This window comes from Pseudomonas sp. S06B 330, from assembly GCF_002845275.2.
Taxonomy (GTDB): Bacteria; Pseudomonadota; Gammaproteobacteria; order Pseudomonadales; family Pseudomonadaceae; genus Aquipseudomonas.
Genome location: NZ_CP088149.1, coordinates 1,155,318 through 1,176,734, shown reverse-complemented (window position 1 = coordinate 1,176,734; position 21,417 = coordinate 1,155,318). Strand labels below are relative to the sequence as shown.

At 59.8% G+C, this 21,417-nt stretch carries 19 protein-coding genes; 14 read left to right on the top strand and 5 right to left on the bottom strand.

The window, feature by feature from the left end:
* Positions 1 to 51: 51 nt before the first annotated feature.
* From CX511_RS05550 to CX511_RS05540, 3 genes are read left to right on the top strand one after another with little or no spacing between them, the layout of a single operon-like run.
* Positions 52 to 354 carry an ArsR/SmtB family transcription factor gene (locus CX511_RS05550; RefSeq protein ID WP_038607345.1) on the top strand — a complete coding sequence of 101 codons (303 nt, stop codon included), beginning with the start codon at positions 52 to 54 and terminating at the stop codon, positions 352 to 354.
* A 13-nt stretch (positions 355 to 367) separates the two neighbouring features.
* The gene (locus tag CX511_RS05545; protein WP_045189963.1) at positions 368 to 1,537 is read left to right on the top strand and encodes an MFS transporter; all 1,170 of its coding nucleotides are present in this window, start codon (positions 368 to 370) and stop codon (positions 1,535 to 1,537) included.
* Positions 1,538 to 1,554: 17 nt separating this feature from the next.
* Complete coding sequence (locus tag CX511_RS05540) at positions 1,555 to 2,604, top strand: alkene reductase (RefSeq protein WP_101292052.1); 1,050 nt, start codon at positions 1,555 to 1,557, stop codon at positions 2,602 to 2,604.
* A gap of 124 nt (positions 2,605 to 2,728) precedes the next feature.
* Here CX511_RS05540 and CX511_RS05535 read toward each other — a convergent pair whose 3' ends face one another.
* From CX511_RS05535 to CX511_RS05525, 3 genes are all read right to left on the bottom strand, one after another.
* Complete coding sequence (locus tag CX511_RS05535; protein ID WP_101292053.1) at positions 2,729 to 3,571, bottom strand: coiled-coil domain-containing protein; 843 nt, start codon at positions 3,569 to 3,571, stop codon at positions 2,729 to 2,731.
* Between the two features lie 88 nt (positions 3,572 to 3,659).
* Positions 3,660 to 4,655 (bottom strand): NAD-dependent epimerase/dehydratase family protein, encoded by a 996-nt coding sequence (locus CX511_RS05530; RefSeq protein ID WP_045189955.1) that lies wholly within the window; start codon positions 4,653 to 4,655, stop codon positions 3,660 to 3,662.
* A 49-nt stretch (positions 4,656 to 4,704) separates the two neighbouring features.
* The gene (locus CX511_RS05525) at positions 4,705 to 5,595 is read right to left on the bottom strand and encodes a LysR family transcriptional regulator ArgP (RefSeq protein WP_045189953.1); all 891 of its coding nucleotides are present in this window, start codon (positions 5,593 to 5,595) and stop codon (positions 4,705 to 4,707) included.
* 123 nt (positions 5,596 to 5,718) lie between these two features.
* Between CX511_RS05525 and CX511_RS05520 the strand changes: the two genes are divergently transcribed.
* The 11 genes from CX511_RS05520 to CX511_RS05470 all read left to right on the top strand — a co-directional run bounded on the left by CX511_RS05520 (position 5,719) and on the right by CX511_RS05470 (position 20,425).
* Complete coding sequence (locus CX511_RS05520) at positions 5,719 to 6,318, top strand: LysE/ArgO family amino acid transporter (protein ID WP_045189952.1); 600 nt, start codon at positions 5,719 to 5,721, stop codon at positions 6,316 to 6,318.
* Positions 6,319 to 6,507: 189 nt separating this feature from the next.
* Positions 6,508 to 7,104 carry a superoxide dismutase gene (locus CX511_RS05515; RefSeq protein WP_045189950.1) on the top strand — a complete coding sequence of 199 codons (597 nt, stop codon included), beginning with the start codon at positions 6,508 to 6,510 and terminating at the stop codon, positions 7,102 to 7,104.
* 256 nt (positions 7,105 to 7,360) lie between these two features.
* Positions 7,361 to 9,412 (top strand): putative bifunctional diguanylate cyclase/phosphodiesterase, encoded by a 2,052-nt coding sequence (locus tag CX511_RS05510; RefSeq protein ID WP_101292054.1) that lies wholly within the window; start codon positions 7,361 to 7,363, stop codon positions 9,410 to 9,412.
* 149 nt (positions 9,413 to 9,561) lie between these two features.
* Entirely contained in the window at positions 9,562 to 10,896 is a 1,335-nt protein-coding gene (locus tag CX511_RS05505) for an imelysin family protein (RefSeq protein WP_045189947.1), read from the top strand.
* A 138-nt stretch (positions 10,897 to 11,034) separates the two neighbouring features.
* Positions 11,035 to 11,517 (top strand): hypothetical protein, encoded by a 483-nt coding sequence (locus CX511_RS05500; RefSeq protein ID WP_101292055.1) that lies wholly within the window; start codon positions 11,035 to 11,037, stop codon positions 11,515 to 11,517.
* 22 nt (positions 11,518 to 11,539) lie between these two features.
* Complete coding sequence (locus tag CX511_RS05495; RefSeq protein ID WP_101292056.1) at positions 11,540 to 11,923, top strand: hypothetical protein; 384 nt, start codon at positions 11,540 to 11,542, stop codon at positions 11,921 to 11,923.
* Positions 11,924 to 12,038: 115 nt separating this feature from the next.
* The gene (locus tag CX511_RS05490) at positions 12,039 to 13,466 is read left to right on the top strand and encodes a di-heme oxidoreductase family protein (RefSeq protein ID WP_101292057.1); all 1,428 of its coding nucleotides are present in this window, start codon (positions 12,039 to 12,041) and stop codon (positions 13,464 to 13,466) included.
* Positions 13,467 to 13,482: 16 nt separating this feature from the next.
* Complete coding sequence (locus CX511_RS05485; protein ID WP_045189939.1) at positions 13,483 to 14,547, top strand: imelysin family protein; 1,065 nt, start codon at positions 13,483 to 13,485, stop codon at positions 14,545 to 14,547.
* A gap of 2 nt (positions 14,548 to 14,549) precedes the next feature.
* On the top strand, positions 14,550 to 15,647 hold the full coding sequence (locus CX511_RS05480; RefSeq protein WP_045189937.1) for a DUF1513 domain-containing protein: 1,098 nt from the start codon (positions 14,550 to 14,552) through the stop codon (positions 15,645 to 15,647).
* 566 nt (positions 15,648 to 16,213) lie between these two features.
* Positions 16,214 to 17,359, top strand: coding sequence for an efflux RND transporter periplasmic adaptor subunit (locus CX511_RS05475; protein ID WP_045189935.1), 1,146 nt, complete (start codon positions 16,214 to 16,216; stop codon positions 17,357 to 17,359).
* Positions 17,360 to 17,377: 18 nt separating this feature from the next.
* Entirely contained in the window at positions 17,378 to 20,425 is a 3,048-nt protein-coding gene (locus tag CX511_RS05470; RefSeq protein ID WP_045189934.1) for a multidrug efflux RND transporter permease subunit, read from the top strand.
* A 55-nt stretch (positions 20,426 to 20,480) separates the two neighbouring features.
* On the opposite strand, the gene CX511_RS05465 is transcribed toward CX511_RS05470, so the two are convergent.
* Entirely contained in the window at positions 20,481 to 20,705 is a 225-nt protein-coding gene (locus CX511_RS05465) for a hypothetical protein (RefSeq protein ID WP_045189932.1), read from the bottom strand.
* Positions 20,705 to 21,412 carry a lipopolysaccharide kinase InaA family protein gene (locus CX511_RS05460; RefSeq protein WP_045189931.1) on the bottom strand — a complete coding sequence of 236 codons (708 nt, stop codon included), beginning with the start codon at positions 21,410 to 21,412 and terminating at the stop codon, positions 20,705 to 20,707. Before CX511_RS05460 ends, CX511_RS05465 begins: the two co-directional genes overlap by 1 nt.
* Positions 21,413 to 21,417: the final 5 nt, after the last annotated feature.

Here is a 21,417-nt window from a genome sequence, read left to right as displayed (position 1 = left end):
TTTATATTTCGCCCCATCGCGATATACCGCTACATAACCATGAGCCCAACCATGCCTCTCGATCTCGACGAAATAATAAAAGCCCTGGCCCACCCAGTACGGCGAGAAATCCTCAACTGGCTGAAAGACCCCGACGTGCAATTCCCCGACCAGCACCACAGCACCGAACACGGTGTCTGCGCCGGGCAAATCGACCAACGCTGTGGCCTGTCGCAGTCAACGGTCTCGGCCCACCTGGCCACCTTGCAACGCGCGGGTCTGATCAGCAGCCAGAAGATCGGCCAATGGCATTTTTTCAAGCGCAATGAGGAAACCATCCAGGCCTTCCTCAAGCAGATGAGCCAAGAGCTCTGACAAGGACCTTGCAATGCCCCTTTCATTATTGATCCTGGCGCTCAGCGCCTTCGCCATCGGCACCACCGAGTTCGTCATCATGGGCCTGTTGCCCGATGTTGCGGCGGACCTCGGCGTGTCCATCCCCGGCGCCGGCTGGCTGGTGACCGGTTACGCCCTGGGCGTGGCCATTGGCGCACCGTTCATGGCCCTGGCCACCTCGAAGCTGCCACGCAAGGCTGCCCTGATCGCGCTGATGGGCGTGTTCATCATCGGTAACCTGCTATGTGCGGTAGCCAGCGACTACAACCTGTTGATGCTGGCACGGGTGGTCACTGCGCTGTGTCACGGCGCCTTCTTTGGTATCGGCTCGGTGGTTGCCGCCAGCCTGGTGCCGGCCAATCGCCGCGCCTCAGCGGTGGCCCTGATGTTCACGGGCTTGACCCTGGCCAACGTCCTGGGTGTCCCCTTGGGCACCGCTCTGGGCCAGGAATACGGCTGGCGCTCGACCTTCTGGGCCGTCACCGTGATCGGCGTAATAGCCTTGATCGGCCTGATCCGTTTTCTACCGTTTCGCCATGACGAGGAAAAACTCGACATGCGCGCCGAGCTGGCGGCGCTCAAGGGCGCAGGCATCTGGTTGTCGCTGTCGATGACCGTGCTGTTCTCCGCGTCGATGTTCGCCCTGTTCACCTACGTTGCACCGCTGCTGGGCGATGTCACTGGGGTTTCGCCACAGGGTGTGACCTGGACGCTGCTGTTGATCGGAGTTGGCCTGACCCTGGGCAACATCGTCGGCGGCAAGCTCGCAGACAAACGCCTGGGCGCCACCCTGGTCGGTGTGTTCGCCAGCATGGCAGTGATCTCCACCGTGCTGAGCTGGACCAGCGTTGCCGTGATCCCGGCTGAAATCACCCTGTTCCTGTGGGCCACCGCCGCCTTCGCCGCGGTACCGGCCTTGCAAGTCAACGTGGTGACCTTCGGCAGTGCTGCACCGAACCTGGTGTCGACGCTCAATATCGGCGCCTTCAACCTCGGCAATGCCCTGGGTGCCTGGGTCGGCGGCACCGTTATCGCACAAGGACTGGGCTTGACCCGTGTGCCCCTGGCCGCCGCCGCACTGGCCGTGCTGGCCCTGATCGTCACCCTGATTACCTTCAGCCAGCGCGGCGCCAAGCCCGAGCTGGCCCCTGCGACTCACTGATAAGCCTTGAGGTACCTATGACAACTATTTTCGATCCGATCACCCTCGGCGACCTCGAATTGCCGAACCGCATCATCATGGCCCCACTGACCCGCTGCCGCGCCGACGAAGGCCGGGTGCCCAACGCACTGATGGCCGAGTACTACGTCCAACGAGCCAGCGCCGGCCTGATTCTCAGCGAAGCGACCTCGGTGACACCGATGGGCGTCGGCTACCCGGACACCCCCGGGATCTGGTCCAGCGAACAGGTGCGCGGCTGGACCAACGTTACCAAGGCCATCCATGGTGCTGGGGGGCGAATCTTTCTGCAGCTGTGGCATGTCGGGCGTATCTCCCACCCGACCTACCTCAACGGTGAAACGCCAGTAGCGCCGAGCGCTATCCAACCCAAAGGCCATGTCAGCCTGGTGCGTCCGCTGGCCGACTACCCGACCCCACGGGCCCTTGAAACCGAGGAAATCGCCGATATTGTCGAGGCCTACCGCAGCGGTGCCGAGAATGCCAAGGCCGCCGGTTTTGATGGCGTAGAAGTGCACGCTGCCAATGGTTACCTGCTCGACCAGTTCTTGCAGAGCAGCACCAACCAGCGCGACGACCAATACGGTGGTTCCCTGGAAAACCGTGCGCGGCTGCTGCTTGAAGTGACTGATGCGGTGATCGAGGTGTGGGGGGCGCAACGCGTCGGTGTCCACCTGTCTCCACGGGCCGATTCTCATGACATGGGCGATGCCAATCTCACCGAAACCTTTACTTATGTTGCCCGTGAACTGGGCAAGCGTGGGATTGCCTTCCTTTGCTCACGGGAGAAAGAAGCTGACGACAGCATTGGCCCATTGATCAAGGAAGCCTTCGGCGGCCCGTATATCGTTAACGAGCGCTTTACCAAAGCCAGTGCCAATGCGTCCCTGGCCAGTGGCCGGGCGGATGCGGTGGCCTTTGGTGTGCCGTTCATCGCTAACCCTGACCTGCCGGCCCGCTTGGCAGCGGATGCGCCGTTGAACGAAGCGCGTCCTGAAACCTTCTATGCCAAAGGGCCGGTGGGTTACATCGACTATCCGCGCCTGTAAGTCTTGTACTGACGTTGTGGGAGCTGGCCTTGCCAGCGATGCCAACACCGCGCACTGACTGACGCGGCGTCGATCCCATCGCCAGCAAGGCTAGCTCCCACAAGATGGTCGACCCAAATGCCCTTCAAGGCCGGGCGTTGATCTGACGCTGCAGGTTCTGCACCTGGCTTTGCAAGGTGTTGATCGTGCGGGTCATCTGGCCACGGAAGGCATCAAACTCGGCAACCGATGCCCCTGACGCTACCGGCGCCGTCGGGCGATTCTCCTGTTCGCTCTTGAGCACGATCAGGTCCTGCTCCAAGCGCTGGATGGCCGCACTGGGATTACCCTGCTTCTTCAATGCCGCAACGTCAGCTGCCAAGCTGCTGATCTGGCTGTCGAGCTTGCCAGCGTCGACCTGCGCCGCTTTCAATGCTGCCATCTCGCTGTTCACTGCTTTGAGTTGGGTCTGCAGTTCTGCCTGCAGTTGGGCCGTGGCGGCCTGCTGTTCACTGGCCTGGGCCAGCACCTGCTCCAGGCGCTTACCCAAATCACCCGCCTGCCCGGCGACGCCCTGCTGCTGTTTACTCTGTTCGACCAGGTTGGCCTGCAACTGCTTGATCTGCAGTTTCAAGGCTTCGCTGCCGCTGTTGACGCTGGACTCGCTGGCATCGACCTTGCCACTGATGGCCTGCAGGCGCCCTGCTGCTTCTTCACTGATACGGGCGAAGCTTTCCTGGGTCGCAACCAATTGCTGCTCCATCAATGACACCTGCTGGAAGCTCCACCAGCCAAGACCCGCCAGGGCGATGAAGGACGCCCCCAAGAGTGCCCACAATGGTCCGGTGCTGGCCGCCCGAGGGGCCTTGCGTGCGCCTGCCACAAGCGAGCCACGGCCGGGGGGCAATGGCTCAAAGTCATCGTCATCGCGTGTACGGGCACGCAGGGTCGGGACATTGTCGAAATCGTCTTGAGCATCGTTACGCATGGGAGCCTTCAACCGCCGTAATAGCAAATGGGCACTAGTATAAACCGCTTATACAGCGCACTGATCGACCGCAAACCGGCTTGCGGGTTCACTGCGGCTGGTCTTGGGCCTTCCACCAGCCGCAAAATTCGTCCAATGCCGACCACAGGCTGACCGTGGGTCGGTAGTCCAACAGTTGCCGGGCACGGCTGATATCCAGAGTGAAATCCTTGCTCATCACCTGCATGCCCAAGCGCGACAAGGTCGGCTGCGGGCGCCCCGGCCAGAGCATGCACGCTCCCTCGTTGAGCGCGGCCAAGCTGTAGGCAAGGCCAAAGGAACGGTAACGGGTGACTTGCGGCAAATGCATCTGGCGCATCACATAATTGACCACGTCCCACACCGGCAGTGGATGACCATTACTGATGTTGTAAGCCTGACCCAAGGCCTGCTGATCAGCGAACAAAGCACTGAGCAGGGCCTCATTAAGGTTCTGCACGCTGGTGAAATCAACCTTGTTCAAGCCATTGCCAATGATTGCCAGGCGGCGTTTGCGCTGCATCTGCAACAAGCGTGGGAAAATGCTGACATCCCCTGCCCCAGTGACAAAGCGTGGGCGTAAGGCCAGAACCTCAAGACCGAATTCCTGAGCGCCGAAGACCTTTTGCTCGGCGAGGTATTTGGTTGCTCCGTAGTGATCATAAAAGCGCCGCGGCACCTGATCTTCATGGATATTCTGTTGCGAACGTCCATTAAAGTAGATCGACGGTGATGACAGGTGCACCAGGCGCCGAACGTGCTCTTTAAGGCACGCCTCGACCACGTTTTCGGTGACTACCACGTTGCCCTGATAGAAATCCTGGTAGCGCCCCCAGTTGCCGACCGCCCCAGCGCAATGCACCACGCTGTCGATGCCTTGGCACAGACGGCGGGCCAATTCCGGGTCGCCCAGGTCGCCCGGAATAAACTGCGCCCCGCGCCGCACCAGGTGCTCGACGCCTTCGGCGCGGCGGCCGTTGACCCGAACTTCAAGACCCTGCTCCAGGGCAAAGCGCGCAAAGCGCCCGCCAATGAAGCCGCTTGCGCCGGTGACCAGAATTCGCATGTAGCACTCCGCCTAACCAATTTTCAGATGCTGCTGACGCTGCCAGACCTTACAAGGGCACCAGCCACTGCCGAGCAGTCTGGCGCAGATGTTCCGTCAATTGCCCGAGCAGTTGTCCGCCATTACGCCAATGATGCCAGTACAAGGGCACATCGATGGGTTTATCCGGCGAAATTTCTACCAGATGGCCGCTGGCCAGTTGTTCACGCACCTGCAGCTCGGGCACCAGCCCCCAGCCCAAACCGGCTTCGGTCATGCGCAAAAAACCTTCGGAGGACGGGCACAGGTGATGCAGAAAACCATCAGCGATGCCCAGCGAAGCCAGGTAACGATGCTGAAGGAAATCATCTGGCCCGAACACCAGTGCCGGGGTGCGCGGCAAGCGCTGAGCATCAAACCCTTCAGCAAAGTAGCGCGCCATGAAGGCTGGGCTGGCCAGGGCACGGTAGCGCATCGCCCCCAACAAGATACTGCGCGCACCGGCCACCGGCCGTTCACTCCCGCACAGGCAGGCAGCCACTTCCCCGGCACGCATGCGTTTAAGGCCAACTTCCTGGTCCTCGACCACCAGGTCGAGCAACACCTGTTGCTCAGCGCAAAAGGCTCCGACCGCTACGGCCCACCACGTGGCCAGGCTGTCGGCATTGAGCGCGATGCGCAGGCGTTCCGGCATGCCCTCCTCGTCCAGCGCCGGCACCTGACTTTGCAGATCACGCTCCAGCAGCCGCACCTGCTGAACATGGTTGAGTAAGCGTCGACCGACATCGGTCGGGCTGGGCGGCGTGGCGCGTATCAATACCGGTTGCCCGACGCGTGCCTCAAGCAACTTGATGCGCTGTGAAATCGCCGACTGTGACAAGCCCAGCACCTGTGCCGCACGCTCAAAACCGGCCTGCTCGATGACCGCGGCGAGGGCCGAAAGCAATTTGTAATCGAACATTAATTTTCCTAATGCCAGATCAGCTTTATTTGTTTTTCTTATACAGCCGAGGCCCCCAGAATGGCCAGCATCTTCTTTGGTTTTATGCGCCAGCGTCCTGCTGGTGTCTGTGGAGCATCCCCTATGTGGCAAAGTTACCTGAACGGCCTGCTGGTCGCCTTCGGCCTGATCATGGCGATCGGCACCCAGAACGCCTTCGTCCTGGCCCAGAGCCTGCGCCGTGAACACCATTTGCCCGTGGCTGCACTCTGCGTATTCTGCGACGCCCTTCTGGTCGCGGCCGGGGTGTTCGGCCTGGCTACCGTGCTGGCGCAGAACCCAACGTTGCTGGCGGTAGCGCGCTGGGGCGGCGCAGTGTTCCTGATCTGGTACGGCAGCAAAGCCTTGCTGCGCGCCTGCTCAAAGCAGAGTTTGCAGCAGACCGAAGGTCAGGGCCTGCGCTCGCGCCGGGCAGTGCTGCTCAGCGCCCTGGCAGTGACCCTGCTCAACCCCCATGTGTACCTGGACACCGTATTGTTGATCGGCTCTCTGGGCGCCCAACAGACCGTACCCGGTGCCTACGTGGCAGGCGCAGCCAGCGCCTCATTGCTGTGGTTCTTCACCCTGGCCTTGGGCGCGGCCTGGTTGGCGCCGTGGCTGGCACGTCCCGGGACCTGGCGACTGCTCGACTTGATGGTGGCGGTGATGATGTTTGCCGTGGCGGCGCAGTTGATCTTCACTTGAGCACCACTCGTCTGCCGCTTGCCAAGGCTCTGGGAACCTCTTTCCCGTACACTTGTTGCGTGGTTATGCACCGGGCCCGGTGCTATGATCCAGCCCTTGCGTCGCAAAGAGTACAAACTCCCCGACGCACACCGGCCGCCCGTGATCGGCCTTGCGCTCACCGCAACAGACCTGATTAGGAGAATCACCATGGCTTTTGAATTGCCGCCGCTGCCTTATGCACACGACGCCCTGCAGCCGCACATTTCCAAGGAAACCTTGGAGTTCCACCACGACAAGCACCACAACACCTATGTCGTGAACCTGAACAACCTGGTGCCAGGCACCGAGTTTGAAGGCAAAACCCTGGAAGAGATCATCAAATCTTCTTCGGGCGGTATCTTCAACAACGCCGCTCAGGTCTGGAACCACACCTTCTACTGGAACTGCCTGGCGCCAAACGCTGGTGGCCAACCTACCGGCGCGCTGGCTGAGGCCATCAACGCTGCGTTCGGTTCCTTCGACAAGTTCAAGGAAGAGTTCACCAAGACTTCGGTCGGCACCTTCGGCTCCGGCTGGGGCTGGCTGGTGAAAAAGGCTGACGGTTCCCTGGCACTGGCCAGCACCATCGGCGCTGGCTGCCCGCTGACCAACGGCGACACTCCGCTGCTGACCTGCGACGTCTGGGAGCACGCTTACTACATCGACTACCGCAACCTGCGTCCTAAGTACGTTGAAGCGTTCTGGAACCTGGTCAACTGGTCGTTCGTTGCCGAGCAGTTCGAAGGCAAGACCTTCACCGCTTAAGCAAACAGCGTCAGGAAAAACCCGGCTTGTCCGGGTTTTTTTTCGCCTGTCCGACACGCTCTGACTCTTGCCCCAAGCTGATACCGCGCTAACATCAAACCTTGGGAAGTATGCTTGCACAATTAAAGTCGCATGGCCGAGCAACCGATACAGTGGCAGCAACTATTTCATTACGGTCTGTTGTGCCAACGGCCGATAGTGGATTGCCATAAATGATGGCAAAATGATGTTATGCGCATGGATTAAGGAAACCCCTTTGAAGCTGGAACTCAAGAACAGCTTATCGGTCAAGTTGCTCAGGGTCGTACTGCTCTCGGCACTGGTGGTCGGTGTCGTTCTCAGTTGTGCGCAGATCGTCTTCGATGCCTACAAGACTCGTCAGGCAGTGGCCAGTGACGCCCAGCGAATCCTCGACATGTTCCGCGATCCTTCCACCCAGGCGGTGTACAGCCTGGACAAGGAAATGGGCATGCAGGTCATGGAGGGCTTGTTTCAGGACGAGTCGGTGCGCATGGCCTCAATCGGCCATCCCAACGAAACCATGCTCGCCGAAAAAAACCGCCCCTTGCAGGAGTCGTCGACCCGTTGGCTGACTGACCTGATCCTTGGGCAGGAGCGCACCTTCACCACGCAACTGGTCGGCCGTGGCCCATACAGTGAATATTATGGCGACTTGAGCATCACCCTCGACACCGCCTCCTACGGTGCCGATTTCTTAGTCAATTCGGTGATCATCTTTATCTCCGGGGTGCTGCGTGCCTTGGCCATGGGTCTGGTGTTGTATCTGGTCTATCACTGGATGCTGACCAAACCGCTGTCCAAAATCATCGAGCACCTCACCCAGATCAATCCCGATCGCCCCAGCCAGCACCAACTGCCCTTGATCAAGGGCCACGAACGCAATGAGCTGGGGCTGTGGGTCAATACCGCCAACCAGTTGCTGGCGTCGATCGAGCGTAATACCCATTTACGTCATGAGGCAGAGAACAGCCTGCTGCGCATGGCCCAGTACGACTTCCTGACCGGCTTGCCCAACCGCCAGCAATTGCAACAGCAGCTGGACAAGATCCTGGTCGACGCCGGCCGCCTGCAACGCCGGGTCGCGGTACTGTGTGTCGGCCTGGACGACTTCAAGGGGATCAACGAGCAGTTCAGCTACCAGGCCGGCGATCAACTGCTGCTGGCCCTGGCCGATCGCCTGCGCGCCCACAGCGGCCGGCTTGGCGCCCTGGCACGCCTGGGTGGCGATCAGTTCGCCCTGGTTCAGGCCGATATCGAGCAGCCCTACGAAGCGGCGGAATTGGCCCAGAGCATTCTCGATGACCTGGAGGCGCCCTTCGCCCTCGACCATCAGGAAATCCGCCTGCGCGCCACCATCGGCATCACCCTGTTTCCGGAAGACGGTGACAGCACCGAGAAGCTGCTGCAAAAGGCCGAGCAGACCATGACCCTGGCCAAGACCCGTTCGCGCAATCGCTACCAGTTCTATATCGCCAGCGTCGACAGCGAAATGCGCCGCCGTCGCGAGCTGGAAAAAGACCTGCGCGAAGCCTTGCCGCGCAACCAACTGTACCTGGTCTACCAACCACAGATCAGCTACCGCGATCATCGCGTGGTCGGTGTCGAGGCACTGTTGCGCTGGCAGCATCCGGAACTGGGCATGGTCCCACCGGATCAGTTCATTCCACTGGCCGAGCAGAATGGCAACATCATCACCATCGGCGAATGGGTGCTCGACCAGGCCTGTCGGCAACTGCGCGAATGGCACGACCAAGGGTTCAGCGAACTGCGCATGGCGGTTAACCTGTCGACCGTACAACTGCACCACAACGAACTGCCGCGAGTGGTCAACAACCTGTTGCAGATCTACCGCCTGCCACCGCGCAGCCTGGAGCTGGAAGTCACCGAAACTGGCCTGATGGAAGACATCAGCACCGCCGCCCAGCACTTACTGAGCCTACGCCGCTCCGGTGCGTTGATCGCCATTGATGACTTTGGTACGGGCTACTCCTCGCTCAGCTACCTGAAATCCTTGCCACTGGACAAGATCAAGATCGACAAGAGCTTCGTGCAAGACCTACTCGACGACGACGACGATGCCACCATCGTTCGCGCCATCATCCAACTGGGCAAGAGCCTGGGCATGCAGGTCATCGCCGAGGGTGTGGAGACTGCCGAACAGGAGGCCTACATCATTGCCCAGGGTTGTCATGAAGGTCAGGGCTACCACTACAGCAAACCGCTGCCGGCCCGCGAGCTGACGGTGTTTCTCAAACAGGCGCAGCGCAACCAGGTTTCAATTCTCTAGACCCTTGCCCGCATTGAGCAAACGGGCGCAAGCACGCGTTTGAATATTTCCGTGACTGCCCCTTTACACAAAATGCAAATCTTTCGCATTATGTTGCAGTTTTCGCGTACCCGGTACGCCTGTCCAACCTCTCGACGCAGGAATTCGACATGATTCGTATGCCTCTGGCCACCGCCAGTCTGTTGGCCATTGCCATCTCTCTCGCCGGTTGCGGTGAAGACAAGGACAAGGCCGCCGCCCCGCAAGCCCAAGCCCCGGCCGCTAGCGCAGCAGCACCGGCCGCAGCCAGCGCCGTCGACGAGGCCGCCGCCAAGGCCGTGGTCAAGCACTATGCTGACATGGTTCATGCCGTTTACAGCGACTCGTTGAGCACCGCCAAGACCCTGCAAACGGCGATCGACGCGTTCCTTGCCAAGCCTAATGATGAAACCCTCAAGGCCGCCAAGGCTGCCTGGGTTGCTTCGCGCGTGCCTTACCTGCAGAGCGAAGTGTTCCGTTTCGGCAACACCATCGTTGACGATTGGGAAGGCCAAGTGAACGCCTGGCCGCTGGACGAAGGCCTGATCGACTATGTCGACGCCAGCTACGAGCACGCCCTGGGCAACCCAGGTGCCTCCGCCAACATCATTGCCAACACTGAAATCCAGGTCGGCGAAGACAAGGTCGACGTTAAAGAGATCACCCCGGAAAAACTCGCCAGCCTCAACGAGCTGGGCGGTTCCGAAGCCAACGTTGCCACCGGCTACCACGCCATCGAATTCCTGCTCTGGGGCCAAGACCTCAACGGCACCGGCCCCGGTGCTGGCGCACGTCCAGCCTCCGATTACCTGGAAGGCAAAGGCGCCACTGGCGGCCACAACGAGCGTCGTCGCGCCTACCTCAAAGCCGTGACCCAACTGCTGGTCAGCGACCTGGAAGAAATGGTCGGCAACTGGGCGCCTAACGTCGCGACCAACTACCGCGCCACCCTGGAAGCAGAGCCTGTGACTGACGGCCTGCGCAAGATGCTGTTCGGCATGGGCAGCCTGTCGCTGGGCGAATTGGCGGGCGAGCGCATGAAGGTTTCCCTGGAAGCCAACTCCCCTGAAGACGAGCACGATTGCTTCAGCGACAATACCCACTACTCGCACTTCTACGACGCCAAAGGCATCCGCAACGTCTACCTGGGCGAGTACACCCGCCCCGATGGCACCAAGCTGACCGGCCCAAGCCTGTCATCGCTGGTGGCCAAGATCGACCCGGCCACCGATACCACCCTCAAGGCTGACCTTGAAGCCACCGAAGCGAAGATCCAGGTTATCGTCGATCACGCCAATAAGGGTGAGCACTACGACCAGCTGATCGCTGCCGACAACACCGCTGGCAACCAGATCGTCCGTGACGCCATCGCCTCGCTGGTCAAGCAGACCGGTGCCATTGAGCAAGCCGCTGGCAAACTGGGTATCGCCAACCTCAACCCGGACACTGCCGATCACGAATTCTGATCCGTTGTCCTGAGTGATAGAACGCCCGGTCTTGGTACCGGGCGTTCTGCTTTCTGGTCTGGGAAAACCTGCCTGCTGCACCGGCTATCAAGGATTGGCCATCCTCTGAACCTAGCCCAGGCGCAAGCAGGAGGATCAATGCACCAGATACTGGATGTATGGGGTGAAGGTCGAATTGTCGATCATTCGATACGCCCACCGGTCATCACCGGCTTCATCGACACTTACAACATCAACAAAATCGGCCAGCGGATTTCCAACGGTCCACAAACGGGCCAGATCATTCCCAATCTGCTTCCCGTTTCCGAGTATGAAAACCCACTATTTCCCGTGGATGACCGGTCTGTTGGCCATGTCACCTTGATGGGTGCGCCTATCACCGCCGGCACGGCCCGAGAAATGTGCCGAGTACTGGCACTGCCCGGTACGATCTATCTCTACGATCCCAACGATTTCGATCGCAGGACTTTTGAAGCCGTTGCCCAAGAGTTCGGCGTTCACCTGCTCGGTCGTTTCCGCCCGTCCGAGCTGGAACCTCCCTTCAGCGAAATCTCAATGCTGGCCGCTTACGTCTATGTCAGCACGCCCCCGACGCTCCCCAGACCTGAATCCCGCGTCTGAGCAAAACTCAAGGAAGAACATCATGGCCAATGTCACTTACATAAAATCCATTGCCAACAATACTCCGTACACCCTGACGCTGATTAACGGCGAAAACGCCAGCTACATGTTCGCTATCGGCGCTCAGAACGTCTGGAATGGCTCAATGGCCATTCCCTGGATCGGAAGAAGCGCAGAGAACTACAAAGCGTTACGGCTGATACTCGGGCCGCGCTCGGAAACTACCATCTGGATCTTCCAGGACTATTGGCAGCCCCCCCACGAAAACGCCGTCAAATACATCATTGCCCCCAGCATGGACTACGAAGGCGCCACCCAAGAACTGCCCGGCGATAATCGTGGTGGCGGCAACAAGAACCTGATCATTAACCTGGTCAATCGCAATTTCGAGGTGTCCATCGTCTGAAGCTGGCGTCGAGTTCACGACAATTTCATCAAGCAAACGCAAATCCCTCTTATTCCAGGATCCTGAGCCTGCTAAGCTTGCACGCCGGTTTTTTTGCTCAAGCTCAGGATTCTTGATGCTTTCCTTGCTGCTCCGTCTCAGCCCTTTGCTTCTGGCCACCTCGTTGGTCGCCTGTGATGACGCCCCGCGTTTCACCCAGGCTGAGCCCGGCGAAGCCCTTGGCGGTGGTAAAGCAACGGTGAGCAAACGCGACCAAAATGCCTACTCTATGCCGTCGGCGAACCTGGCCCCGAGCCGGCGCTTGGACTTCAGTGTCGGCAACAGTTTCTTTCGCAACCCGTGGGTGATCGCACCAGCGACGACCACCGCCCGTGATGGCCTGGGCCCGCTGTTCAACACCAACGCCTGCCAAAACTGCCATATCAAGGATGGTCGCGGTCATCCGCCTGGCCCTAGCGCCAGCAATGCGGTATCGATGTTGGTACACCTGTCGATCCCTGATCAGCCGTATTACGCCAAGGTCATTGAGCAACTGGGTATCGTTCCCGAACCGGTTTACGGTGGCCAGCTGCAGGATATGGCAGTGCCCGGTGTAGCCCCTGAAGGCAAGGTGCGGGTCGACTACACACCGGTCACGGTGACGTTCAATGACGGCACCCCTATTGAGTTACGCCAGCCGCAGTTGCAGATCAGTCAATTAGGGTATGGCCCGATGCACCCTGACACGCGGTTTTCCGCCCGGATTGCCCCGCCAATGATTGGCCTGGGCCTGCTTGAGGCCATCCCTGAGTCCGCGATTCTGGCCAACGCCGACCCGCACGACAGCAACGGTGATGGCATTCGCGGTCGCGCCAACCAGGTCTGGGACGACGCCCTGGGCAAGACGGTCATGGGCCGTTTCGGCTGGAAGGCCGGGCAACCCAACCTCAATCAGCAGAACGTCCATGCGTTTTCCGGCGACATGGGCCTGACCACAAGCCTGCGGCCCATGGACGACTGCACCGCGGCACAAGTCGATTGCCTGAAGGCGGCCAATGGCAATGGTGCCAATGGCGAGCAAGAAGTCAGCGACAACATTCTGCGCCTGGTGCTGTTCTATACCCGCAATCTGGCCGTGCCGATTCGCCAGGACATCGACTCGCCTCAGGTACTGGCCGGCAAGAACCTGTTTCATCAGGCGGGCTGCCAAAGCTGCCACACGCCAAGCTTCACCACTGCGGCCGATGCCGCTGAGCCGGAGCTGGCCAACCAGATCATCCGCCCCTACAGTGACCTGCTGTTGCACGACATGGGCCCTGGCCTGGCTGACAATCGCACAGAGTTTGCCGCCAGTGGCCAGGATTGGCGCACGCCGCCCTTATGGGGCATCGGCCTTACCCAAACCGTCAGTGGCCACACCCAGTTTCTCCATGATGGCCGCGCCCGCAACCTGCTCGAAGCTGTGCTCTGGCACGGTGGCGAAGCCGAAGCGGCCAAGCAGCACGTCTTGACCTTCAATGCTGAGCAACGCACTGCGTTGCTGGCGTTCCTGAATTCACTTTAAGACAAAGGAGCCGGGCATGTTCCGTCCGAAACTGTTGTTCACCAGCCTCGCCGCCCTTGCCTTGGGCGCCTGCTCGCCGCAGGATCCGCAAGCGGTGACCTCCGCGGCAATCGCCAAACAGGTGATCCTGCCGACCTACAGCCGCTGGGTCGAAGCCGACCGCCAACTGGCGGTGAGTGCCCTGGCGTTTTGCGAAGGCAAGGCTGACCTGGCCACCGCCCGCGCCGACTTTCTCCATGCTCAAAAAGCCTGGGCTGAACTGCAACCGCTGCTGATCGGCCCGCTGGCCGAGGGCAACCGTGCCTGGCAGGTACAGTTCTGGCCTGACAAGAAGAACCTGGTCGGTCGTCAGGTCGAGCAACTGGTCAACGGCGACAAACCAATAGATGCGCAGACCCTGGGCAAATCCAGCGTCGTAGTGCGCGGCCTGTCGGCCTACGAATACATTCTCTTCGACAGCAAGCCAGATGCTGCCAACGCCGAGCAGAAAGCCCGTTATTGCCCGCTTTTGGTTGCCATCGGCGAACACCAGAAGGCTCTGGCCGAAGAGATCCTCAAAGGCTGGAACAACACCGACGGCATGCTGGCGCAGATGACCAAGTTCCCCAACCAGCGCTATGCCGACTCCCACGAGGCCATCGCTGATCTGCTGCGGGCCCAGGTCACCGCCCTGGACACCCTGAAGAAAAAGCTCGGCGCACCGATGGGCCGCCAGAGCAAGGGTATCGCCCAACCGCTGCAGGCCGAAGCCTGGCGTAGCCATTCCTCGCTCAAGAGCCTGGAAGCGAGCCTGACTGCCGCCCAAACCGTTTGGGTAGGTGTTGATAACCAGGGCCTGCGCGGTCTGCTGGGCAAGGATCAGAAAGCCCTGGCTGACAAGATTGATGCCGCCTATGCCAATGCCCTGAAACTGCTGAGTGCCAACCAGAAGCCGCTGGGCGAACTGCTTGACGACGAAGCTGGCCGCGAGCAGCTCAATGCCATCTACGACAGCCTCAACGTCGTCCACCGCCTGCACGAAGGCGAGCTGGCCAAGGCGCTGGGCATTCAGCTGGGCTTCAACGCCAACGACGGTGACTGATCATGTTGCGACGCCAGGCTCTGAAACTCGGTAGTGTTCTGCTCAGCGCCCTGACCCTGGGCAGTTGGACCCTGTTCCGCGGCAAGGACAGCAGCCCGCTGCTGCTCTCTGCGCGGGATGATGGCGATGGCAAGCACTATGCCGTCGGCTACCGCCTGGACGGCACCCAGGTGTTCGCCACTGAAGTGGCCCAGCGTTGTCATGACATCATCAATCATCCTGACCAACCGATCGCCCTGTTCGTGGCTCGCCGTCCGGGCACCGAGAGCTACCTGATCGACCTGCGCGATGGTCGTCTACTGCAGACCGTCACCTCGCAGCCGAACCGGCATTTCTACGGACATGCGGTGATCCACAAGAGCGGCGAATGGCTGTATGCCACCGAGAACGACACCACCGACCCCGGCCGTGGCGTGCTCGGTGTCTACCGCTTCGAGGGTGAGCGGCTAAGCCATCGCGGTGAAATTTCCACCCATGGCATTGGCCCGCATCAAGTGTCATGGATGCCTGACGGTGAAACCCTGGTGGTGGCCAACGGTGGCATTCGCACCGAAGCTGAGAGCCGGGTAGAAATGAACCTCGATGCCATGCAGCCGAGCCTGGTGCTGATGCAGCGCGATGGCACCCTGCTGAGTAAAGAACAGTTGCCCCAACAGATGAACAGCGTACGCCACCTGGCAATCGCCAGCGACGGCACCATTGTTGCCGGTCAGCAATTCATGGGATCGGGTGACGATACCGCTGAGTTATTGGCGATCAAACGTCCAGGGCAGGCTTTCCAGGCCTTCCCGGTGCCTGAGCAGCAGTTGCAGTCGATGGCCAACTACACCGCCAGCGTCGCGATCCACAGTGAACTGCGCCTGGTCGCCCTTACGGCGCCTCGGGCCAATCGTCTGTTCATCTGGGACCTGGATACCGCGCAAGTGCGTCTGGATGCGCCGATGCCGGACTGTGCTGGTGTCGGCGCTGTGGCTGATGGCTTTGTCGTTACTTCAGGACAGGGCCGTTGCCGTCTCTACGACTGCCGCAAGGCTGACCTGATCGGTCAGCCTATGCAGCTGCCTTCTGGCTTGTGGGATAACCATCTGCACTTGATCTGAAAATACCGCAGCAACTGCCTTGACTGGCCCGTTGTAGCCTCGTGCCTCGGCAGCGGCTACAGCGTTACGGGCACGCCCACAAAAGCAGTGTTCTTGATCTTCATACGCGCAAGTTCAGGCGCCGCAGACTGCGACTTCAGGAGGCCGAGTGGAGGTACCTGTAGGGGCAGTGCGCAGCACCTTCGGCGATAGCCGAAGACGCGAGACGTAGACTTGGCGAAGCAAGTCGTAGGCCGCGTGGCCCCGGAAGGTGCCGGAGCGAGGGTACCCGAAGCGCAGCGTAGGGCCGTATGCAGGAGCAAGCGGTTTTGCCTACTTTTTCCAAGAAAAAAGTAGGCCGCCGTAAGGGCGGAAGGGGCCGGCAGCGTCGCCACATCGAATGGATAAGCCTCCAAGACCAAGACCAAGACCATCTTCCCCCGATAATCCGTGATGAACCGAAAATAACCCAGGAACACCGCTTCCCGTCCCCGGTCAAACGAGTAATATTCGGCTACATCGCACGTGGACAGGATCGCCCGCAGTCGTGCCAAACGAACAATAAATCGTATCCAAGGAACTGGACTATGCTGCGCCGCCGCATGCTCATCATGTTGGGTGTTGTTCTGTTGCTTGTGCTGATTCTGGGGGGCTACAAAGCGTTCTCCATTTACCAGCAGATCCAAATGTTCTCGGCCCCCAAGCCACCGATCAGCGTGGCGGCGACCGAGTCGAACAAACGCGCATGGCAAAGCCGTCTACCCGCCGTTGGCAGCCTCACCGCCCTACAAGGCGTCGATCTGAGCCTGGAAATCGCCGGCACGGTCAAGACCGTACAGTTCGAGTCGGGACAAAAAGTCAAAAAAGGCCAACCATTACTAGAGCTCGACAGCGATGTCGAAACCGCCCTACTCGGCACGGCTCAGGCTGACCTTGGCCTCGCCCAGGTGGACTTCAATCGCGGCAGCCAGCTGGTTGGCAGCCAGGCCATTTCCCGCGGCGAATACGACCGCCTCACTGCCCAATACAAGCGCAGCAGGGCGGTAGTTGATCAGCTCAAAGCCTCCCTGGCGAAAAAAAGCATCAGCGCACCGTTCAGCGGCACCATCGGCATTCGCCAGGTGGATGTCGGCGACTACCTGGCCAGCGGTACAGTAATCGCCACCCTGCAGGACCTGAGCAGCCTCTACGTCGACTTCTTCGTCGCCGAACAGTCGATCCCTAAGTTGAGCCTGGGCCAAAGGGTGCTGGTCAGTGTCGCCGCCTATCCACAGCAGACCTTCCCCGGCAGCATCAGCGCGATCAACCCCAAGGTCGAAGACAGCACACGCAATGTGCAGGTACGGGCCACCCTGGCCAACCCTGAGGGCAAGCTGTTGCCCGGGATGTTCAGCAACCTGCAAGTGTTGCTCCCCGACCCGCAGCCGCAGGTGGTGGTGCCGGAAAGCGCGGTGACCTACACCCTGTACGGTAACTCGGTCTACGTGGCGACGGTGAAAAAGAACGAAGACGGCCAGCCACAGAAAAACGCCGAGGGCCAGCCTGAGCTGGTGGCCGAACGGCGCTTCGTCGAAACAGGCGAGCGCCGCGATGGCCTGGTAGTCATCCGCAAAGGCCTAGAAGCCGGTGAACAGGTCGTCACCGCCGGCCAATTGAAGCTGACCCAAGGTGCGGCGATCACCATCAGCCCGGACAAGACCTTGCAAGGGTCGCCAAACCACCCGTCGCGCTAACTGATCGAGGCAACCGTCATGGCTTTTACCGATCCGTTTATCCGCCGTCCGGTACTGGCCAGTGTGATCAGCCTGTTGATCGTACTGCTCGGCTTTCAGGCCTGGAACAAACTCCCCATCCGCCAATACCCGCAGATGGAAAACGCCCTGATCACGGTCACCACCGCCTACCCCGGGGCTAACGCCGAAACCATCCAGGGCTACATCACCCAGCCCATGCAACAAAGCCTCGCCAGCGCCGAAGGCATTGACTACATGACCTCAGTGAGCCGGCAGAATTTTTCGGTGATTTCGATCTATGCGCGAATTGGCGCTGACAGCGACCGACTGTTCACCGAGCTGTTGGCCAAGGCTAACGAAGTTAAAAACAAACTGCCTCAGGACGCTGAAGACCCAGTGCTGAGCAAGGAAGCCGCCGACGCCTCGGCGCTGATGTACATCAGTTTTTACAGTAGCCAGCTCAGTAACCCACAGATCACCGACTACCTGTCGCGGGTGATTCAGCCCAAGCTGGCCACGCTACCGGGTATGGCTGAGGCAGAAATCCTCGGCAACCAGCTGTTTGCCATGCGCCTGTGGATCGATCCGGTGAAGCTCGCCGGCTACGGCCTGAGCGCCAATGATGTGACCGACGCCGTCCGCCGTTACAACTTTCTCTCCGCGGCCGGCGAAGTCAAAGGTGAATACATCGTCACCAGTATCAATGCCGCCACCGAGCTGAAAACTGCCGAGGCGTTTGCCAATATCCCTCTCAAGACCAGCGGCGACAGCCGAGTGCTGCTCGGAGACGTTGCACGGGTTGAGATGGGCGCAGAGAACTACGACACGGTGAGCTCCTTTGCTGGCATCCCCTCGGTGTACATCGGTATCAAGGCCACGCCCGGGGCCAACCCTCTGGATGTGATCAAAGAGGTGCGCAAGCTGATGCCCGAGCTGGAAAACCAGTTGCCAGCCAACCTCAAGGCTTCCATCGCCTACGACGCCACGCTGTTCATCCAAGCGTCTATCGACGAGGTGGTCAAGACCCTGGTCGAAGCGGTACTGATCGTCATCGTCGTGGTGTTCCTGTTCCTCGGCGCCCTGCGATCGGTGCTGATCCCGGTAATCACCATTCCCTTGTCGATGATCGGCGTGCTGTTTTTCATGCAACTGATGGGCTACTCGCTCAACCTGCTGACATTGCTGGCGATGGTACTGGCCATCGGTTTGGTGGTAGACGATGCTATCGTCGTGGTGGAGAACATCCATCGTCACATCGAAGAAGGCAAGACCCCCTTCGAGGCCGCACTGGAAGGCGCCAGGGAGATCGCGATGCCGGTCGTCTCGATGACCATCACTCTGGCGGCGGTGTATGCCCCTATCGGCTTTCTGGAGGGCCTGACGGGGGCCCTGTTCAAGGAGTTCGCGTTGACCCTGGCCGGTGCGGTGATCATTTCCGGGATCGTCGCCCTGACCCTGTCGCCGATGATGTGTGCCCTGCTCCTGCGCCACGAACAGAACCCCAGCGGCATGGCCCATCGTCTCGATCAACTGTTTGAACGCCTAAAGGTGCGTTACCAGAACCTTTTGCATGCCACCCTCAACACCCGCCCGGTGGTATTGGTGTTCGCGGTCATCGTGCTGTGCCTGATACCGGTGTTTTTGCTGTTCGCCAAGAACGAGTTGGCCCCGGATGAAGATCAAGGCGTGATTTTTATGATTGCCAACGCGCCGCAGCCGACCAACCTCGATTATTTGAGCACCTACACCGACGAGTTCATCGATATCTTCAAGGCGTTCCCCGAGTACTACTCGTCGTTTCAGATCAACGGCTTCAACGGTGTGCAGTCGGGTATCGGCGGTTTCCTGCTCAAACCGTGGAACGAGCGTGAACGCACGCAAATGGAGCTGCTGCCGCTGGTGCAAAGCAAGCTCGAGGGTATCGCCGGTCTGCAGATTTTCGGCTTCAACCTGCCCTCATTGCCAGGCACGGGTGAAGGCCTGCCGTTCCAGTTCGTGATTAATACCGCCAACGACTACGAATCCCTGCTGGAGGTGGCTGACCGAGTCAAGCAACGTGCGCTGGACTCAGGTAAGTTCGCCTTTCTCGACATTGACCTGGCCTTTGATAAGCCCGAGGTCGTCGTCGACATCGACCGGGCAAAGGCCGCGCAGATGGGCGTGTCTATGGACGCCTTGGGCGGCACCTTGGCGACCCTACTGGGTGAAGCTGAAATCAACCGTTTCACCATCGATGGCCGCAGCTACAAAGTGATCGCCCAGGTTGAACGACCGTATCGAGACAACCCCGACTGGTTGAGCAATTACTACGTGAAGAACCAGCAAGGGCAGATGCTGCCACTGTCGACGCTGATTACCCTCAGCGACCGCGCACGGCCACGCCAGCTCAATCAATTCCAGCAACTGAACTCGGTGATCTTCCAGGGCTTTCCTACTGTAAGTATGGGCGAGGCCTTGGAGACAGTGCGCAGTATTGCCCAAGAGGAGGCGCCTGAAGGTTATGCCTTTGACTATGCCGGTGCGGCACGGCAATTCGTTCAGGAAGGTAGTGCACTGTGGGTAACCTTCGGCCTGGCGCTGGCGATCATTTTTCTGGTGCTGGCGGCGCAGTTCGAAAGTTTCCGCGATCCGCTGGTCATCCTGGTAACCGTACCACTGTCCATTTGCGGGGCGCTGATCCCGTTGTTCCTGGGCATTTCAAGCATGAACATCTACACCCAGGTCGGCCTGGTAACGCTGATTGGCCTGATCAGCAAGCATGGCATTCTGGTGGTCGAATTCGCCAACCAGTTACGTCTGCAGAAGGGGCTGAGCGCCCGCGAAGCCGTCGAGGAAGCCGCAGCGATCCGTTTGCGCCCTGTGCTGATGACCACAGCGGCGATGGTCTTTGGCATGGTGCCACTGATTCTGGCCGGTGGCGCTGGCGCAGTGAGTCGCTTTGACATCGGCATAGTCATCGCCACGGGTATGTCGGTGGGCACGCTGTTTACCCTGTTCGTCCTGCCGTGTGTTTATACCCTGCTAGCCCGCGCGGACGTGGCGCAGACACAGACGCAAGCTGCCTGAACGGCAAAAGGCCTCGTCACTGACGAGGCCTCTGATAGGGCTGACACTCAAGGCATTATTGCGAACGCAGACTCTGACTCATACCAAACAAAAACAACAACAGGTCCGGATCGGGCTGGGCGCTAACCTCACTTTTCATCAAACGTGGTGGCGGGCACTGGGCCGCAGGGTCGACCTTGCTGACCACTTGCGGACGTGGCTCTTCCCAGGCCGCTGCCGCCGCCGTAGCGACCGCCAAGGCCAGCAAGAGAAACAAACCTCGAGCTAATTCTAGTTTCATCACTCTAAACCTTTGACAGCGCTGCCAAACGCTCTCTGATAAAAATAGAGCAGCTTTCGCCATTCTGCGTCATTGAATGACGAATGGCGGCGCAGTTGCTTTAAGTCATTGGCTGCAGCGCGCTGGCAACTGATGCGCCGCCGACATTTTTCCAGATCCAGCAACGCCACTTCGGCGCGAGCCTCAGCACCTTCGCCAATGACCTTGATAAACACATGTTTGCCATAGAGGCAGCCGTGCTGCCAATGGCCTCGGTGCATACGCGCAAGGTTCTGCGCCAGGTCCTGGAGCATACGCTCATGCAAGGCCTCGCTGTAACGCTCACGCGCACCGTTGGCGTACCAGCTGTCGCAATCTTCGAAGCCGTCCAAGGCTTTACTGACCAACAAGGCACGCCACTGATGATCGGCGTCACGCTCGACTCCGCAGTAGACGATATGCGGCACCCGCACACCCAGTTGCTCGAAGCTGTTGATCGCATCGTATTCACGCAACACCGTCGGACGACCGAACGGGTGCATCAAACTGCGGTAGATATGACCGATCTGGCGCTTGGCATAGAGCATCTGGCCACTTTCATCGTTCAGCCGTTGCACACCACTTTCACCACCCCGGCGCTGGTTGGGCTCTTCCACCCACTCACCCTGCTGCTGCCAGAAATGGTCGAACTGGCCTGCTGCCGTTGTTGCTGAACGCTCTACCGCCATGCCTA

Bases quoted from the DNA above. Each gene is read 5' to 3' on its own strand.
- CX511_RS05550 (WP_038607345.1), top strand. From the start codon at position 52: ATGCCTCTCGATCTCGACGAAATAATAAAAGCCCTGGCCCACCCAGTA.
- CX511_RS05545 (WP_045189963.1), top strand. From the start codon at position 368: ATGCCCCTTTCATTATTGATCCTGGCGCTCAGCGCCTTCGCCATCGGC.
- CX511_RS05540 (WP_101292052.1), top strand. From the start codon at position 1,555: ATGACAACTATTTTCGATCCGATCACCCTCGGCGACCTCGAATTGCCG.
- CX511_RS05535 (WP_101292053.1), bottom strand. From the start codon at position 3,571: ATGCGTAACGATGCTCAAGACGATTTCGACAATGTCCCGACCCTGCGT.
- CX511_RS05530 (WP_045189955.1), bottom strand. From the start codon at position 4,655: ATGCGAATTCTGGTCACCGGCGCAAGCGGCTTCATTGGCGGGCGCTTT.
- CX511_RS05525 (WP_045189953.1), bottom strand. From the start codon at position 5,595: ATGTTCGATTACAAATTGCTTTCGGCCCTCGCCGCGGTCATCGAGCAG.
- CX511_RS05520 (WP_045189952.1), top strand. From the start codon at position 5,719: ATGTGGCAAAGTTACCTGAACGGCCTGCTGGTCGCCTTCGGCCTGATC.
- CX511_RS05515 (WP_045189950.1), top strand. From the start codon at position 6,508: ATGGCTTTTGAATTGCCGCCGCTGCCTTATGCACACGACGCCCTGCAG.
- CX511_RS05505 (WP_045189947.1), top strand. From the start codon at position 9,562: ATGATTCGTATGCCTCTGGCCACCGCCAGTCTGTTGGCCATTGCCATC.
- CX511_RS05500 (WP_101292055.1), top strand. From the start codon at position 11,035: ATGCACCAGATACTGGATGTATGGGGTGAAGGTCGAATTGTCGATCAT.
- CX511_RS05495 (WP_101292056.1), top strand. From the start codon at position 11,540: ATGGCCAATGTCACTTACATAAAATCCATTGCCAACAATACTCCGTAC.
- CX511_RS05490 (WP_101292057.1), top strand. From the start codon at position 12,039: ATGCTTTCCTTGCTGCTCCGTCTCAGCCCTTTGCTTCTGGCCACCTCG.
- CX511_RS05485 (WP_045189939.1), top strand. From the start codon at position 13,483: ATGTTCCGTCCGAAACTGTTGTTCACCAGCCTCGCCGCCCTTGCCTTG.
- CX511_RS05480 (WP_045189937.1), top strand. From the start codon at position 14,550: ATGTTGCGACGCCAGGCTCTGAAACTCGGTAGTGTTCTGCTCAGCGCC.
- CX511_RS05475 (WP_045189935.1), top strand. From the start codon at position 16,214: ATGCTGCGCCGCCGCATGCTCATCATGTTGGGTGTTGTTCTGTTGCTT.
- CX511_RS05470 (WP_045189934.1), top strand. From the start codon at position 17,378: ATGGCTTTTACCGATCCGTTTATCCGCCGTCCGGTACTGGCCAGTGTG.
- CX511_RS05465 (WP_045189932.1), bottom strand. From the start codon at position 20,705: ATGAAACTAGAATTAGCTCGAGGTTTGTTTCTCTTGCTGGCCTTGGCG.
- CX511_RS05460 (WP_045189931.1), bottom strand. From the start codon at position 21,412: ATGGCGGTAGAGCGTTCAGCAACAACGGCAGCAGGCCAGTTCGACCAT.